Origin of the sequence: Paraburkholderia aromaticivorans (genome assembly GCF_012689525.1) — a bacterium.
Classification (GTDB): Bacteria; Pseudomonadota; Gammaproteobacteria; order Burkholderiales; family Burkholderiaceae; genus Paraburkholderia; species Paraburkholderia aromaticivorans_A.
On record NZ_CP051514.1, the window covers coordinates 2,392,883 to 2,408,837 of the forward strand.

The window sequence follows — 15,955 nt, forward strand, 5'->3', positions numbered from 1 at the left end:
CGTGAGTGAACTTCTAAAAACCGCCGCACGGGAACACAAGCTTGCTGGAAAACTCGCCCAGATCTTCGTTGTGTCGCCGCAGCTCGAGTTGGCCGCTGGCCGCGTCGCTGATTTCATTGGCCTTCGCTTTCAGGGCGAGCAGGATGCGCTTATCAAGGAGGTCTTGCTGCGCGCCCTCGAACAACACAAAGGCGCAAGTAAGCAGTGCAACCCCGACCTTGCTTTCCTGCACGGGCTTTTCGAGCACGCGGATCGTCTCTATCGCCGCCGTCATGTCGCGAAGAAGGGCGAACAGTACTTCGTCTGGTTGCCGATGATCGAGTCGATCACCCAGTTCGAGACCAGGCACGAGACGATGCAGATCGACACGATTGGGGAATGCTGCCCGGACGAGATCACGCCGCATTCCGCAGCCTTTCAACTAGCGGCCCGGACGCTTCCGGGTGAACTGTTCCGCCTGTTCCTGGAGGACCACGATGCCAGCCATCGTAACGGTAATCGCGAAGCTGTCGCGCATTGACGAGCAACTGGCTCGCCGCGCCTGGCTTTCTGCCGGCGAAGCGGATTCGGTCGAGAACGCGATTCCGCCTGAATTCACCACTGGCAAGGGGGCGCGCGTCTACGCGCTTGCCTTCGTGCTTCGTCACTACCCGCTCCAGTGCGGGATAGGCACTTTCGGCCTCCTGCTCTTTGCGTTCTATCTGATCGGTCAGCTCGCATTTAAAGTCAATGTCTAGCCGCTTCGTATCCCACATTCGCTGGTGGTTTTTCATTGCACCGTTGCTGGCACTGTTTCTGATGCCGCTGCTGGACAACGAACAACTCTTTAAGGTCTACCCGGAGGAGACAGATTCTGTGTCGACTCTGCTGGGCCCGGACCGGGCGGATAGTGCGATCGAACGGGCCAATGCCGACTTCAAATCGTGGTTTGTCGACACAGGTGCGGTGCGTGCCACAATGGACCAGTCGGATCACAAGGATATGGACGATACGATCGGGAACCCGGTCGCGCGGCGGTGGGCGCACAACTTCTGGTTTCTGATCTACCGGATCACATACCGTGCCTCGGTAATGAGGGTGTGGGTTCTGGGTACGATCCTGATGTGCGTCGCATCTTTCATCGACGGTGGGACCAGGCGCAAGGTGAACGCGGCAGCGGGTGGAGTGGTGCGCCCCCTTCATTTCCACGTGGCCGCGCACGGCATTGTGCTCGTGCTCGGAGTGGTGTTTACGGTCCTTATGCTTCCCATGCCGATTCTCGCTCCGTTCTGGATTGCGGTCTCGGCCACCCTCGTCTTTCTCGTCTGGCGGGCCGCAGCGTCCTACCATTGACGTCCTCGCCGCCCTGAAGGACGGGGATTCCCACGACTGGCGCTCGACGTCCCGAGCGGAGAATGTTCAAGGCAGCATTGGTATCGCGATCATGCACAACACCACAGCTACAGCAAGTCCACTCTCTTATTCGCAAACCTGCGATACCTTTCGGCCGCGTCGCGCTGTCTTTGGAACCGCACGTCGAGCAGGTCTGGGAAGAACCTCTTTCGTTCACCTCTTCGAACGTGGCGCCGTGCGCAATCGCTTTGTAACGGAGCTTGTCGCGGAAGGACGACCAGGATGCGTCGTAGACGCTCTTTGCCATCCTGGTTCTGGCGAGTCTGACGGCCGACACGTTGCCGACCGCGATGCAATCGAACCGGCGCACGAGATCGAGTGCGAGCTTGTGCTGAAAATCGGCCCGAGCATTCGCAACCTTCGCATGCAACTTCGCAATATGGCGCTTGTGCTTGCGGGCGCGCTGCGCCGTCGCCAGCTTTCCGGCTGCGCGACGGCCAAACCGGTCATTGGGCGTTTTCTCGCCGTTGGACAAGGCGGCAAAGTCATCCAGACCGAGGTCGATGCCTACACCGCTGCTGATCGGGCGTGCGGGGACGTCGGTGACCTCTACCGCGATATCGAGGAACCAGTTGCCGCGGGCGTCCTGCGCGAAGTTGGACCCGTCCTTGATCCTGCCTTCGGGCAGAGGGCGGCTGTTGAACACGCGAAATGTGTTGCCCGCAAACCGGAAAGCGTCCCCCTCGCGCTTCAGGTCGCGCCCCTTGAGCGGAACCCATCCAAGGGTCTTGCGGCCGCGATAGCGCAGGTATGGCCGCTTATGCTGGCTGCGCGACTTCGCATACTGCTCGCACGTCGCATTGACCGTGCCCGAGTGGATGCCGAGTTCCTTGCTACTGCCGGTCGTCAGTACGTTGAGATCGAAGCCTGTTGGCCACTTTTTGCCCCACTTGAGCGCGTGTTTCTGCGTGTCGTTGCAGAATTTCCAGACGTAATTCACCGCGCGGCTTTGCTGGTTCAGCAAGCCGTTCAGCGATTTCACCCGGTAGCGGTAAACACGAATCATGCCGTCTATTTTAACGTGGGAATGCCGCCTGCAGGCGGCGCCCCTGTCACTCCCCGTCCTGAAGGACGGAGTTTCTCGGAGCAAATCTGATGAGCGGGCGGCGCTGGGGCGCCAACGCGATCCCTGCTACTCCTCGTCCGGATCATCGAAGGTACCCAGCCAGTAGTGGCGCCAGTACCATCTGCGCAGGGTGGGCTTCTCGTTGCCCCAGAAGAGCTTCCTGTTGAGCTTGCGGAAGCCGATGAAGAGAGGGATCAAACCAACTCCCCAAAAAAGCTGATACATCGCGAGAAACATGAGGACGAGGCTAATATGCGGGTGACCATGCTCATCAACCCAGCCCGACAGTTTCAGGGAGCAGAAGGCCGCAGCGAGGGCCGTCGGAAGTTTCAGGAGCAGCGGCACCCGCTTCCACGGTGAAACGATCGTTTCAGTGAAGATGTTCATGGTTTCTCCTCTCGCCTTGGGGCTATCTCTCAGGTACGTGCTTTGAGAGTACAGCAGCGCGATCATAGTCAAGATCCGCCGCCAAAGTGGCATATCCTCCGAAAGCTATTGAAATTCCCCGCTGTTTCCAACAGTCATCCTCATCTCATCTTGTGAAAATGGTCCATCCCGCGCGTGGGGCGCGGTACGTTGACCAACAAGGATGACCATGACTATTGAAACCGGTGAGGTACCAGGCTTCGAGCACAACGGTGCTGATCTCGCCGCCCATGGCGCGGCAGCCAACGAACTGCCCGATTTTGCCAACCAGGGCGGAGCAATCGTCAAAGCGGTCGGTGGCGAGGCTGGTGGCGAGGCCGGTGGAGAAGCCGAAGACGCGCCGTTCACGGCCGAACTCGAACAGATGACCAGGACCGCTGCTGCGCTGCAGGAGCAAGGTCTGCTGACGGTCGACGAAGCAGCCGAGCAGGTAGTCGAAGTTGAGCAGACCCGTCGCCGCTATCAAAACCTGTCTGCGGACGAAAAGCGCGCGATTAACCGCCGGTTGAAGGAGCAAGGTCGGCGCCTTCTTGAGAGGCAGGTTTCCGGTGCACCGGTGATCGTTGAGACGGTGACGCTGAACCACAACCGCCTCACGCCCGTCCTCCTGACATGGTGGGCTTTCCTGAACCGTATGTCCGTCAATATCGGTCGCTTCGGTCGGAGCACGTTCGACAACCAGCGTAACGCCGACACTGTCCAGAAGTGGTTCGAAGATCAGCAAACGAAACTCTCTGAATACGCCGACGAGCAACTGGACGTCGCGGCGGCCTTCTGCACGCAGGCCGAGCAACTGATCATCGAGAAAGGCCGTCAGCCGTTGCGCCCGACGATCACCCGCCCGTCGCTGGTGATCGAGGTCGAAGCGTTTACCCCGTACTCGTACGATCTGCTGCAGACCATCATCAACTTCGACAAGGCGATGAGTTACTTCGACTTCATGGTGTTCAACCGTGTACGTGACCAGAGCGACGTTGACGACGAGGTGAATCGCTTTCTCAACAAACTGCGCCCGGTCGGCGTGCGTGGTCTCAACACGCACCGCAAGCTCATGCTCACGATCCAGAACCTGCACTGATCAGCATGCTCGACGGTCTCAATCCGCGCCAGCGGGAGGTCGTGGAAACACGCACCTCCTGCCTCGCTGTTGCTTGCCCGGGCGCGGGCAAGACTAAGACCATCGCGACGAAGGCCGCGGTTCTCCTTCAGGAGCCGCGTCTGATTGTCGGCGCGGTGACCTTTTCGAAAGACGCCGCCGTCGAATTGCGTGAGCGCATTCTCGACCTGGCGGGTGAAGGCGCGAAGAAACGGCTGATTGGCGGCACCTTCCACTCGCTTGCGTACAAGCAACTCGCCGGCGCGTCGCAGGGCAGAAAACCAGACATCGCCAAGGAGGGCGACCGCTTCTGGATGGTGGAGCGCGTCGTCAACGAGCTCGGCATCGATCTCAAGGTCGAAGACGCGATTCAGGCGATCGAAAAGATCAAGAATGACTTTTGTCGGACGGTCCCCGGTCAACCCGAGGCAGAGCTTTACGCTGCCTACCAGGCCGCGCTCATGCGCAATGGCAAGATCGATTTTCAGGACATGATCCGCCTCGCCGTCGAAGGGATGGAGAGCGGGACCATCACGCCGTACCCCTTCTCGCACCTTCTCGTTGACGAATTTCAGGACACGGACGTGTCGCAATACAGGTGGGTAATCGCACACGCGAAAGCCGGGTCGATCGTGACCGTCGTCGGCGACGACGACCAGAGCATCTACGGATTCCGGGCTGCGCTTGGCTACCGGGGCATGGACGATTTCTCGGACGAGCTGCGCGCGAAGCGGATTGTCCTCGGCAGTAACTATCGGTGCCGTTCGGAGATTCTGGGCGCTGCCGATCGTCTCATCAAGAAGAACGAGGACCGGATCGAAAAGGTGTTGGTCGCAGAAAAGGGCAGGGGCGGGACCGTGCTCGTGTACCGGTGTGATGATGACTACGCGGAGGCAACGGCGGCGTCAGCGTTCCTTAAGCCGCGGCTGGGAGCCAATCAGACCTGCGCGGTCCTCGCGCGGACGAACCGTCACCTGGATGCCGTCGAAGCGGTCGTGCGCTCCCACGGCATCAAGTACTACCGCGCATCTGGGAAATCCGTGCTTGAGCGACCAGAAAGCGCCCTGTTCTGCAATCTTCTCGAGAACATCCAGGGGGCGAAGCTGACCGGTCTGGATTCCGTGCTTGGCTTTGGCGGCATGAGTACGCACGACCTGACGGCCCTCCACAACGACATGGGTCCGGTGCTCAAGACGCGCACGAAAGCGGAACTCGTGGCCTTCGGTATTCATGACGACACCGCGACGTCCTACCGGGCGTTCATGAAGCGACTGGGCGAGTGGAAAGACCTCTACAAGCGTCACTGCCATGGTCTCGTGCTGGCCGGTGCGGTCGAATGGATGCTGGCTGCTTCGAAGAACGATCAGGCCACCCGCGCGATCCAGGCGACGCACGCGGTCCTGTCGCGGCTTACGGGGTCGTTCTCGGACCGCATCAACTACTTGCGTCAGGACAACAACGATCCGACGCCCGATGCGCTGGTGCTGACGACAATGCACAGTTCGAAGGGTCTCGAATGGGACAACGTGTGGATCATCCGCTCGGAAGAGGGCGTCTGTCCCGACGACAAAAGCTCCGTCTCGGAAGAGCGCCGTCTGTTCTATGTCGCGATGACTCGCGCGCGTGAGGCATTGGTCATTACCTCAACGAAGAAGGGTGTTTCGTCCCGCTTCGTACAGGAAGCCGAGCTCGAAACCGCGACGCTTGAACCCGCCTGAGTACCCGTCATGTCCATCATGTTCCAAACCCTTCTCCGTCAACACAGAAAGAAGGGATCACATGGCGCGCGAGCGCCGCGAATGAGGCCGAGCGCCGGCGAGGATGATAAATCATGGAAGACAAACTGGAACACGCAGCGAGCGTTATGGCAAAAGAGGACTCCAGAGGGAATGTGGAAGCAGATGCCGTGCTCGTTGTGGCGTATACGGAGATCAGGTCGTTGCGCGGCGCTAGCGCCGCGATGGTCGATGCGACCCTTGGCAACTCGAACCTCAAAATCGCCTTGAAGGTCTGATCAGGGTTCGCGCGAGTTGTTCTCTGGTCGTCGACTGCGATGGCCACCCGTGCGCGCAAGCGGTTGTTTCAAACGACAAAAGCCGCTGTTAGTTCACAACCGGCACACTATTTCTTAAGGCGGACAGGGAAACGATGCTCATGCACACACTCACCTACAGCTCGATTGGCGATCAGGTCGCTGGAGCCGTCGTACGCAGCGCGACCAGCCATTCTGTCGGCGCTCTCATGCGCGGCCATGGTGCGGGCGGCGTGATCCTGATTACGGTTGTGTTGATCGCGGGCGTCTGGCTCGTGAAACGACTTTTCTGAGCGGAAGCTGCTTGTGCCGATGGCACGGTGTCGGGGACTATGCTTGGGCCAAACGCACGAGGCCCCCGGTGCGGCACGGCGCGAATCTTTTGCGCACAACGCCCTCGCACTACTGTCACCGCGCCGTGCGAGCCTGGGGAAAGCCGGTTGAAATTCCAAAGTAAAGCGAGAAATGCGATGTCAAGGTGCGGGCAAGCTATGGTGGCGACAGGCGCGGCCTTCCCGACGACGGAATCCAGGTCGGATACCGGGAGGGCCGGGGGAACGTTCCGACTTCGGGGGTGGGGGTCGGACATCTAGATTACCGGCAAAATGAAGAATGACGACACCAAACCGTCGTCATTCCGGAGTTGTCCCTACAACGCGGCAACAATCAGCCTGCAGACGCCATACGAGTGAGCGGCGTGACATTGGCGTCGTCGGGCCGGGCAGGGTTCTCGACTCTCGCTGATGGCAAGTTACCCCCCAGGGCAGTTAAGGCGGAATGCTGAAGGGGATTGTCGATCGCCTGCCCCTCGTCGAGGCGAATCCGCTGTACGCGGCAACCATCAAGATCCGCGTCCTCGCCGAGCCGGATCGTGCCGTAGCGGATATCGCCACGTACATGGCCATTGATCGACAGCGTGCCGCGAGCCCGCACGTTACCTTCGACCTTGCCGCTGATCAGGACGTCCTGGCCATCGATATTCCCATACACACGGCCATCATCGCCGATATGCAGAAGGCCGGAATGACTGTAGACATCGCCTTTAACGAGTCCGAGAATCGTAATGCCTTTCTCCGCGATCGCATTACCTTCGATCGAACAACCCTGCGCGATGATCGACACACTCAATTCGCGGTAAGTCGGTTCGGCTGGGACACGACTCTGGGTATTCCCCTGGGTTTCCATGATGCGCTCCTTGCAGCTTGAGGATGAGTTTGCGTCTTCCATCTGATCGGCTTGCCTGCCAGGTGCAGAGACCGGAGCCCGTCCGCTGGCCTTCAGGCGACCCGGCCAACCCGGAAGGAAAATGAACTGCGCGGGCAGTAAGCCAGTCGCTTCTAGAACAGTTGCTGGTCGCCGCCTGCATCGCCAGACGTCGCGCCTGGATGCCGGGCGGCGGCTGCGGATGCTACGGTTGGTGCGGCGGCCGCCGCCGTTGTCACAGGCTGTTTGCCGGTGGCTACCCGAGCCGGCTGATTCGCTCTGGGCAGCGAGCGGATCACCTTGCGGATTGGGGCCTCATAGACGGAGCCCGGACGAGCGTCGTCGCCCCCGCCAGCCTGGACCTCGACGACCCGTGTTTCCGGTTCGGCCCTGCTCTGATGGCCGGTGAATTCGTGCGGATCAACGTGTGCGAGACCGCTGGGCCTATGCCCGAAGTCGGGCGTGGCCGAATCCGGCATAAGATCCTGCGCCGTGAGCCGGTGCGGTACACGCCCGTTGGCCGCTGTGGGAACGCCCGCCTGTTGCTGTGCAGCGCTCGCCACCGGGTGGGCCGGCGCTGCGTTCATTTGCGTTCCGGACCCGGGTGGGGCGACGTTATCGTACGGCGAAGTAAGGCCGGTCTGTGTACTTGTGGCGGATGCAGCCGTCGGCACAACGGGGATCGTCATGAGCGGTTTGGGCCGTGCGGGCGGGCTGGCGTCAACCTTCCTGACCGGCCCGCTCACGTGCGCCTGGGGAGGGGTCCGGTAGGCGAGCACGATGACACTGACGCCCATCGCTGCGGCGATGACAAGATAGCGTGCCTTGATTGCCTCCTTTAACCGGGGCGCTGTTCCTTCCTGCGCGGACAAGGCGACGGACGGATCCGCGGCAGTGGATGGGAACCCGTCCAACGGCGTGTCGAGAACCGGTAACGCCGTCTCGATCAGCACGGTCTCGCGGGCGGAAGGCACCGGAGATGCGATGTCCACTACGTCTGCCGCGCGCAGAGAAACGGCTTGGGCGACCGAAGGCGAGCGTGGGGAAGGTTCGACCGGGGCGGGCTCGACAGCCGGCAACTCCCGGACGACGGACGCACGCTTCGGGTTGATCGGCGGCAAGGGGGTCGCGCCGCAGTTCATCTGCGCTCGGGCATAGTCCAGGTGCAGGCTTTTGATGTCTTCTATTCGCAATTTTTCACTCCCAGTGCTGACGAGCGCTTCTCACGGGCGTTACGCCTTCGACGCTCAGGGTTAAACACAGGTCTGACCTACTGCTGGGTCGTGGCGAGCAGGCTTCCGCCGACGTCGTAGCACTCCGAGTCGGGCACGCAGATGGTATGGATCGCCATGACTTTGCTACTGGCGTTCAGCAACGTCCTGTCTCTCTCAGTGTTCGTAATCGAGCCCCTGAAGGTTGCGCCCGATGTGGCTATGTACAACTGATCGTAGTCGTTGATCAGGCTCACGAGGCGCCCGGCGAGCGGGATCGTAATGCTCACGCTAACCGTTTCGCACTGCATCGGGATCTTCTGGAATTCGAAGCGGTTCGCCCAGTCAATCGCCTTGCCCATCCATTCTTCGGACTCACGGAACATGAAGTCCAGCGCCAAGCTCTTGCCCCCCCGCGCAACGGTCATCTTCGAGGCACAGAAGTTGTAGTGCGCGCGGATGAACGTCCGTGCGAACAATGAGTAGTATTCGATATCCGTGCTGTAATCGGCAGTCGGAACGATCCGGCCGATCCGGTCGTCATTCGTCAGGCGCGCTATCGGCTTCAGGCCACTGGCGGATTCATTCGGGGTAAGCGGATCGTGGTCAGAACCATCCCCAGATGTGGTTGTCTTGCGGTTGCGGGCGTCCATGGCGTCTCGGCAGAAAGTCTCTCTCAGGGATAGTATTCAAATCCTCAGTTTGCGAATTTCGGAAAGACATGCGATTTTCAGCATCATTCCGGGGGTAGACGCACCGGGAATAGCAGATACTCGTCCTTACTTCCTGCGTCTACGACGCATCGACATGATTCCGTAGCCCGGAATCCGTCCTCTGACAAGACGTGCCCCTGGCATGCTCCGACCGTTTGGCACCGGTGTGGATATATCTCTTTCTGAGCAATGCCCCTGCTCCCCTTACGCAACCGTAAAACTCGTCTCTGGCCGCATGGATTGCGCCGCGACTCGCTTGAGCTTTGATTCGGCAGTCTCTCTCAAAGGGCCTTCAAAGTAGAGCGACGTAGTTGGTTGATCCGTGATTCCTGCGGCGAACTTCGGTTCGAAAAGGGACTTCTCGCGCCGTGAACGTGTGCGCGCGGTACGACATACTCGTACCTGTTATGAGCCTTTGGCTCCCTGCACGCCTCGACCCCGAAAGGGTCGGGGCGTTGTAGGTCCCCACGCGGCACAAGCCGCATCAAATTATGCAAAAAGCGCGTCATCCCAACGGATGGACGCGCTTTTTTCGTTTTAGCCTGCCAAAAGCGGGTTCATTTCCCTCCGTCATCCGGTCGCCGATCTCCCAATGACCACCGTGACACATCCCTCCCGCGAGTAGCCACGTGTGCAATCCACCGCACACACACGGCGCTCAATCCTCTGAAGGAGTTCTCATGAGTAATGCCAATAGCATGACCAATGTGGCGCCTCGCAGCATGTTCGAAGAGCGCCCACTGCGCCCGCCGACGATCGGGAAGATCCGGCCGGGTATCAAGGTGCTGAAGTCCGCCGCGCGCCAGAATGCGCAGGCGGTAAAGCTGTACGACGAGATGGTCGCGGCCGGCGATTCGTTCGAAACGATCGACTCAGTCATTGAACGTCAGTGCAAGGTCAAAAATTCGCTCGTACCGAAGAACGTCGAGTACTTCACGTGCCGACGGTCGGACTTCACCAATCCTGACATTGCCACCGAAATTCTCCGCCTGTATGGAGAGGATCGCGGTGAAGGTGTCAAGCTGTACAAGTTTCCCGTGGTTTTTGCGTTCAACGACTGGCTGGAGAATGCGCCGCATCAGTTGACGACGTGGGGTCAAAGCGGCCGCAAATTTTTCTCGACGTACGAAGGTGGGGTGCGGTATTGCAAGACCTACCCGAAAGTCGAGCACGACGAGCGTGCGAAGCGTGCGGTCAAGAACTTCGGTATGCGCATCGAAGTGCATCGACAGGACAACGCGATTCCTGACGGGGTTTGCAACACAAACCTTTGTCCTGAATTTCAGTCCGGTCAGTGCAAGTTAAACGCATCGCTGATCTTCGCGATCCCCGATATCAAGGGCCTGGGTCTGATCGAACTGGTGACGACTTCGATGTACGGCATCGGCAAGGCACGTGAAGCGATGGAGATGTTCGCCCACGCGAACGGCCGTCTGTCGGGCAACGCGCTCTGGATCAACAAGAAGCAGATCGATATCTCCCGCCAGAAGGACGGTGAGTACGTCCGCACGCTGCAGTGGATTCCGATCCTGAACGCCGACGTTGACCTCTCCGAAGGGTTCGCCAGAGGCATTGACAGCAGGCAACCGGCGCAGCGTGACGCACGCGCAGGCAACGTGGTCGACATCGCGGACGTGAGGGCGACCATGGCCGATGACAAAGCCCATGCCGAACTGGTCGATCCGTTCTCCGTTCGGGGGGATTCCAGCGCGTCGGAATCTCTCGTGCCGGATTTTCCGGCCAGCGGTGAAGAAGGCGAGGGAAGCGCAGTCCCGGAGGCCACTGCCGGGGAGCTGACCGATCCGCTGCCAGCTGCTGACGATCCGTCGCTATTCGATGAGTCGGTCGATGACAAGCGCGCACGCCTGACCTGGCTTCTCAAGGATCTCGGCGTTACCACACGCGAGCGGCAAGTGATGTTCAGCAATTATGCGAACGTGAAGTACGCGAACGGCTGGGCATTTCGCCCGAAGGACCTGGACACGATGAATGACCACCTCATGGTGGCGTTGCACGATCGTCAGGCGTTTGAAGAAGAGATGAAGCAAACGGCCGCTGGGCTCAACCAGTACACGTGAGCTTTTCCTTTCCCTCTGTGGGTTCTCCCACAAGGGGAACACCTGTGCGCTCCCCGTCCAGCCTACCGGCCGGGCGGGAGTCGCGCAACTTCTCATCCGTGCCTCACGCCCCCCGCAACGAACGACAGTGCCTTTTGGAAAGCCGCGCGGTGTCGTGCCGGCTTCCTGAAACACACCGCATTCGAAGCGTCGCTGACGCATCGACAATCCCGCTAACGCGGACATTCCTTTACCCCGTGCCGATCGGCACCTTTCCATCCGGCTGTCTTCGGACGGCCCTTTGTCTTTATGGAGGCGACTTTGAAAATCGCTCAATGTTCTGACTTGCATTATTCGCCGGAGAACCTGGTCGAGTCGGATCGCTGCTTCCGTTTCGCGGTAGGTGACGCGATCGCGAGGGGCGCTGATGTCGGCGTCATCTCGGGCGACTCGACGGATCATCGGCTCGATGCCCATGCTCCTGCACTGAACGCGCTGGCGACGCAGATTCATCGTATGGCTAACGCGATGCCGGTCCTCATGCTGCAGGGCACGTTCTCGCACGAGCCGCCGGGCACACTCGACAACTTCGCGTTGATGGGTGGGTGCTTCGACGTGTTCGTCGCGGACCGGGTCCAGCAGGTTGCGCTCATCAAGCGCAAGTTTGTCGCGTCTGCAGGGGCGGTCTTCGACGCTGGGGAGCTGGAATCTGTGCTCTCGCAGCACCCGGAGGTCGTGTTCACGTGCTTGCCGACCATCCACAAGGGTCAGCTGGCGATAAGCGTAGGCGCGGCCGACGCCTCGACCGAACTCGCGGAAGTCCTCACGGGCTTTCTCGTGCGTGCGGGGAAGGTGAACACGGTCCTGCGCGCGGCCGGCGTGCCGACTGTGGGTGTGTCGCATGGCACCGTCAATGGTTGCACGACCGAGCACGGCGTCATGATGGCGGGCTTCGACCACGAATTTTCGGTCACGGCTCTGTTCGAAGCGCAGTGTGACGCCTTCATGCTGGGACACATCCACAAGTCGCAGTCGTGGACCCATGCCGGGCAGCAGATCGCCTATCCGGGTTCAATCGGCCGCTTTCACTACGGTGAAGAGGGCGACAAGGGATATCTCATGTGGCAGGTTGCCGCCAACGACGCGCAATCCGGGCTCGTTGCAACACCGTCGCGCGAGATGGTCACCATCGATTTCGACGGGCCGCCCGATATGGAACGGCTCACCGAACTCGCCAGCGCTTCCACGGATCGCTTCGTGCGTGTGCGCTGGCAGATCGATGAAGAGCATCGTCAGGTGGTCGATCGCAGTGCGATCGAGGCGCTGTTCTCGAAGTCCGCTGGCCTGAAGCTCGACGCACGCATCCTGCCCGTTATGAGGAGCCGTGCCGAGGGCATCAGCCAGGAGGTAACGGTGGATCGAAAGCTCGCTCGCTGGTGTGAGTTGGCCAACGTCGACGCCGGACCCCTGATCGAGCGCCTGCAACTACTTGCGATGGACGATCCGGAAGCGATCGCCGAAGCCGCTCTCGCGCGGCTCTTCAATACCGCGGTGGCTTCGGCCGCTGAGTTGCTTCCTCTGCTTCAGGCGTCACCCGAAACGCCGGCGTCGCCGGACAAGGCTGACGACCTCGACTGGCTCAGCGCAGGCGACCCTTTCGCCGCGTAACGCGCTGAACCGTCACTCTCAAACCCTGACGGGGTACCTCCCCGTTGGGGAGCACTTCGTCCATTTTCCTGGAGTGCAACATGTTTGGAATCTATCCCGCTGGCGCCAACTGGTGCCGCCAGCTGACTTCGTCGGAGGATGCTCTGGTCATTCAGGAGCGCCTGACGACATTCGCCGGCATGGAGGCTGGAACGCTGACCGAGCCCTTTGGTCCGCAGCGCGGCGCAGTCATCGCAAGGCATCACGGTTTCCTGGTCATGGCCGACTTGATCGGCACGGCGCCGGAAATTGTCGTGGTGCCGGACGTGGTCCTGCAAAATCTGCTCTGGGCCTTCAACACCGGCAATGCGGAGCAATGGTCGGTGCGTGAGCTCAAGATCATGACGCAGACCAATGTCGATTCCTGGGACACCCTGCTGATCGAGGCGAGCCGCAAGTTCCGTTGGACGGTCAGCCTGGTCGAACAGGTGATCGCGGGCACGCTCAGGGAGGACGAGCCGCAAGCCGCGACGACCGCCGAGAACCCTGTCCCTGAACTCGACAGCTACCCTGACGATTCGTGGGTTCCGGTTTTCGACAATGTGCCGTTTGACGGAGACCCATCATGCGTCCTCTAACTATCACCCTGACCGGTTTCATCGGTGTGCGCGACGGGATGAAGCGTGAGTCGATCACGATTGATTTCCAGTCGTTGCCCGAGGGGCTCATCGCCCTGTCAGGCCCTAACGGGTCAGGCAAAACGACGATCATGGACAACATGCATCCGTATCGCATCATGCCTTCCCAAGCGTCGAAGCTATCGGTTGACTCGTTCTCATACTGGGACCACATCTACGGCGTCAAGGCGGAAAAGGTACTGGATTGGGAGCACGCCGGGCAGCGTTACCGCTCAACGTTCTCGTTCCGCAAGACAGGGAAAAGTGGCAAGGCCGACTACTACCTGACCGTGCAGGATGCGGATGGGCCTTGGAGCCCTGTCACGCTGCCAGACGGACGCACGTCGGATGGGAAAGCGGAGAACTACGACCGCTGTCTCAAAGCCGTGTGCGGTTCTCTCGAACAGTTTTTCACCAGCGTCTTCTCGGCGCAGAACCGCCGGCCGCTCGCGTCATATGGCACAGGCGAGATCAAGTCGTTGCTGGCTGAACTGCTCAAGGTGGACCAGCTGCAGGCGCTGGCCGTCCGGGCTGGCGACGTCGCGAAAAGCCTTCAACGCAGTCTCGATGCCGCGCAGCAGGAGGTTCTGCTGTTCGCATCGAAGCGCGATCGCCTGAGTCAAACGACAAAGGCAATTGACCAGGATGGTGAAGCGCTCAACGTTGCCCGCAGGGCGCGTGAAACGCTGGCTTCCCAAGCCGCCACCCTCGGCCAGCAACGCTCGACGCTCGCTGTGAAGCAGGCGGAAAGCAAGGCCGTCGAAGCCCGGGTTCGTGAGTTGACTCAGCGTCGGACCGAAGTCACAGGTTTGATCACTGCGAACGCCAACGAAGAGAAGGCAGCCACCGGGCGGATCGACCAGCGTCGTGCCGCCATAGCGAAAGGGGTCAAGGCTTTCACCGCGACGCTTGCACAGGAAGCGCTCATCAAGGGCGCTACTGCCCGGCGTGAAGATGCGCAGCTTCGGATCAGTCGCGGCGAGGCCCGAGCCCAGGAACTGCAAACGCAGATCAAGGCGCTCGAACAAACGCCGCTCACGCTGAAGACCCTCGAAGCTGAGGTCAAAAGCCTGGTGGAGCAAGGCCGGTCGAAGAGGGAAGTTTTGAGCTCCTTCAAGCAGCAGGCCGACGACTTCAAGGCGGTTCCGTGCAGCCAGATGGACGTGCATCGTTCCTGCCCGTTGTACAGGCAGGCTGGTGACGCAAACGCCAGGTACGACTTGCAGCTCGTGGAGATCAAGAAACTCCGCACCGTGTATGACGAGAAGGAAACGCAGGCAAAGGTTCTCGCGCCCGAGCTTGCCAAACTTCAGACCGCGCGCGCGGAACTTGAAGCGGTGAACGCCGGCCTGGTTCAGGCGCGTCGGGATCTTCAACAGGCGACGGAGCTGGCGGCGCGTGCCCCTCTTATTGACCAGGCTAAGGAAGGGTTGGCTTCGTGCCAGGCTGACCTCGCCCTGCTCGACAAAGAGGTGGTCGAGATCGTCAACCGGTTTCTTGCGCAGGCAGCGCAATTCAACGCGCAGCTTGAGCAGGTCAACGCGGAGGTCGCACGCCTGGGTGCTGTCGATTTGGCCGGAGAGATCGCAGGTCTGGATCTTCAGCTACAGACAAACCGCGACGAGACGGCGCGTACCGATGGGCAGATTGAAGCACTGATCCGCTCGCAAGCTACGCGAGAGGCTGAAGCTCAAGCGATGAAGACCGAACTGGTTGGCTGCGACGCAACGCAGGCGAGTGCAAGTCAGCTATCGGACGAAATCGCGAAGTGGAAGCTGCTCTCGAAGGGGCTTGGCAACGATGGTGTGATCGCTCTCACGATAGATGACGCAGGCCCGGCGCTGACGCAGGAGGTGAACGACCTGCTGCTGGCGTGCTATGGCATGCGATTCACCGTTGAAATCCGGACTCAGCGGGCACTGGCAAACGGCGAACTGCGCGAGGGATTCGAAATCCTCGTTCACGACGCTGACAGCGACAACACCAAAGTGGTCGGAGTCATGTCTGGTGGTCAGAAGGTCTGGATCAATGAGTGCATGACGCGTGGTATTGCGCTGTACATCGCGCATATCGCCGGTCAGCCGTACGGAACGCTTTTTACGGACGAAGCGGACGGTCCTCTCGACCCCGAGAAGAAACGTCAGTTCGTTCGCATGAAGCGTGAGGTGCTCAAGCGAGGCGGGTATGGGCGTGAGTTCTTCATCACGCACACGCCTGAATTGCTGGAAGAGGCCGACGCAGTAATCGACGTCGCTGCACTAGCGCTATAGCCCCATGCCGTCCGTACCCCACACGGACGGCATCGACTCCCGCTGTTCAACCGCCCCGTCTTTCCCTAACCGGGAGACGGGGCTTTCCCGCTAGAAGCGCCCCAATCCCCTTTACTCTGAAGGAAATTATGTCCATTTTGACATCCTTATATGAACACCTCCCGT

General features: G+C 60.3%; 15 protein-coding genes and 1 pseudogene. 11 read left to right on the forward strand and 5 right to left on the reverse strand.

Annotation, left to right across the window (positions count from 1 at the left end; genetic code table 11):
• Nucleotide 1 precedes the first annotated feature (1 nt).
• The 3 genes from HF916_RS11275 to HF916_RS11285 are packed head-to-tail and all read left to right on the forward strand — an operon-like array spanning nt 2 to nt 1,332.
• The gene (locus HF916_RS11275; protein ID WP_168788867.1) at nt 2-520 is read left to right on the forward strand and encodes a hypothetical protein; all 519 of its coding nucleotides are present in this window, start codon (nt 2-4) and stop codon (nt 518-520) included.
• Nucleotides 477-737: a hypothetical protein gene (locus HF916_RS11280; RefSeq protein ID WP_168788868.1), complete on the forward strand. Its 261-nt coding sequence runs from the start codon at nt 477-479 to the stop codon at nt 735-737. The genes HF916_RS11275 and HF916_RS11280 overlap by 44 nt, the downstream gene beginning before the upstream one ends.
• Entirely contained in the window at nt 730-1,332 is a 603-nt protein-coding gene (locus HF916_RS11285; protein WP_168788869.1) for a DUF4400 domain-containing protein, read from the forward strand. The genes HF916_RS11280 and HF916_RS11285 overlap by 8 nt, the downstream gene beginning before the upstream one ends.
• Before the next feature lie 16 nt (nt 1,333-1,348).
• Here HF916_RS11285 and HF916_RS11290 read toward each other — a convergent pair.
• Nucleotides 1,349-2,398, reverse strand: a pseudogene (locus tag HF916_RS11290) (RNA-guided endonuclease InsQ/TnpB family protein); the annotation flags it as partial.
• A gap of 126 nt (nt 2,399-2,524) precedes the next feature.
• Nucleotides 2,525-2,845: a hypothetical protein gene (locus tag HF916_RS11295; protein WP_168788870.1), complete on the reverse strand. Its 321-nt coding sequence runs from the start codon at nt 2,843-2,845 to the stop codon at nt 2,525-2,527.
• 208 nt (nt 2,846-3,053) lie between these two features.
• Here HF916_RS11295 and HF916_RS11300 point away from each other — a divergent pair, with 208 nt between their 5' ends.
• From HF916_RS11300 to HF916_RS11315, 4 genes are all read left to right on the forward strand, one after another.
• Nucleotides 3,054-3,962 carry an ATPase gene (locus HF916_RS11300; protein WP_168788871.1) on the forward strand — a complete coding sequence of 303 codons (909 nt, stop codon included), beginning with the start codon at nt 3,054-3,056 and terminating at the stop codon, nt 3,960-3,962.
• A gap of 5 nt (nt 3,963-3,967) precedes the next feature.
• The gene (locus HF916_RS11305; RefSeq protein ID WP_168788872.1) at nt 3,968-5,698 is read left to right on the forward strand and encodes an ATP-dependent helicase; all 1,731 of its coding nucleotides are present in this window, start codon (nt 3,968-3,970) and stop codon (nt 5,696-5,698) included.
• 113 nt (nt 5,699-5,811) lie between these two features.
• Nucleotides 5,812-5,994, forward strand: a complete 183-nt coding sequence (locus HF916_RS11310) for a hypothetical protein (RefSeq protein ID WP_168788873.1) — start codon at nt 5,812-5,814, stop codon at nt 5,992-5,994.
• Between the two features lie 140 nt (nt 5,995-6,134).
• Complete coding sequence (locus HF916_RS11315) at nt 6,135-6,305, forward strand: hypothetical protein (protein WP_168788874.1); 171 nt, start codon at nt 6,135-6,137, stop codon at nt 6,303-6,305.
• A gap of 373 nt (nt 6,306-6,678) precedes the next feature.
• Here the strand turns inward: HF916_RS11315 and HF916_RS11320 are convergent, their stop codons facing one another.
• The 3 genes from HF916_RS11320 to HF916_RS11330 all read right to left on the reverse strand — a co-directional run bounded on the left by HF916_RS11320 (nt 6,679) and on the right by HF916_RS11330 (nt 9,079).
• Nucleotides 6,679-7,197: a bactofilin family protein gene (locus tag HF916_RS11320; protein ID WP_168788875.1), complete on the reverse strand. Its 519-nt coding sequence runs from the start codon at nt 7,195-7,197 to the stop codon at nt 6,679-6,681.
• Between the two features lie 152 nt (nt 7,198-7,349).
• On the reverse strand, nt 7,350-8,408 hold the full coding sequence (locus HF916_RS11325) for a hypothetical protein (protein WP_168788876.1): 1,059 nt from the start codon (nt 8,406-8,408) through the stop codon (nt 7,350-7,352).
• A 77-nt stretch (nt 8,409-8,485) separates the two neighbouring features.
• Nucleotides 8,486-9,079 (reverse strand): DUF1845 domain-containing protein, encoded by a 594-nt coding sequence (locus HF916_RS11330; RefSeq protein ID WP_168788877.1) that lies wholly within the window; start codon nt 9,077-9,079, stop codon nt 8,486-8,488.
• Between the two features lie 740 nt (nt 9,080-9,819).
• On the opposite strand from HF916_RS11330, the gene HF916_RS11335 reads away from it, so the two are divergent.
• The 4 genes from HF916_RS11335 to HF916_RS11350 all read left to right on the forward strand — a co-directional run bounded on the left by HF916_RS11335 (nt 9,820) and on the right by HF916_RS11350 (nt 15,790).
• Entirely contained in the window at nt 9,820-11,217 is a 1,398-nt protein-coding gene (locus HF916_RS11335; RefSeq protein ID WP_168788878.1) for a hypothetical protein, read from the forward strand.
• 300 nt (nt 11,218-11,517) lie between these two features.
• Nucleotides 11,518-12,864: a metallophosphoesterase family protein gene (locus HF916_RS11340; RefSeq protein ID WP_206001733.1), complete on the forward strand. Its 1,347-nt coding sequence runs from the start codon at nt 11,518-11,520 to the stop codon at nt 12,862-12,864.
• Nucleotides 12,865-12,944: 80 nt separating this feature from the next.
• Nucleotides 12,945-13,481 (forward strand): hypothetical protein, encoded by a 537-nt coding sequence (locus tag HF916_RS11345; RefSeq protein ID WP_168788880.1) that lies wholly within the window; start codon nt 12,945-12,947, stop codon nt 13,479-13,481.
• Nucleotides 13,469-15,790 carry an AAA family ATPase gene (locus HF916_RS11350; RefSeq protein WP_168788881.1) on the forward strand — a complete coding sequence of 774 codons (2,322 nt, stop codon included), beginning with the start codon at nt 13,469-13,471 and terminating at the stop codon, nt 15,788-15,790. Before HF916_RS11345 ends, HF916_RS11350 begins: the two co-directional genes overlap by 13 nt.
• The last annotated feature ends 165 nt before the right edge of the window (nt 15,791-15,955 follow it).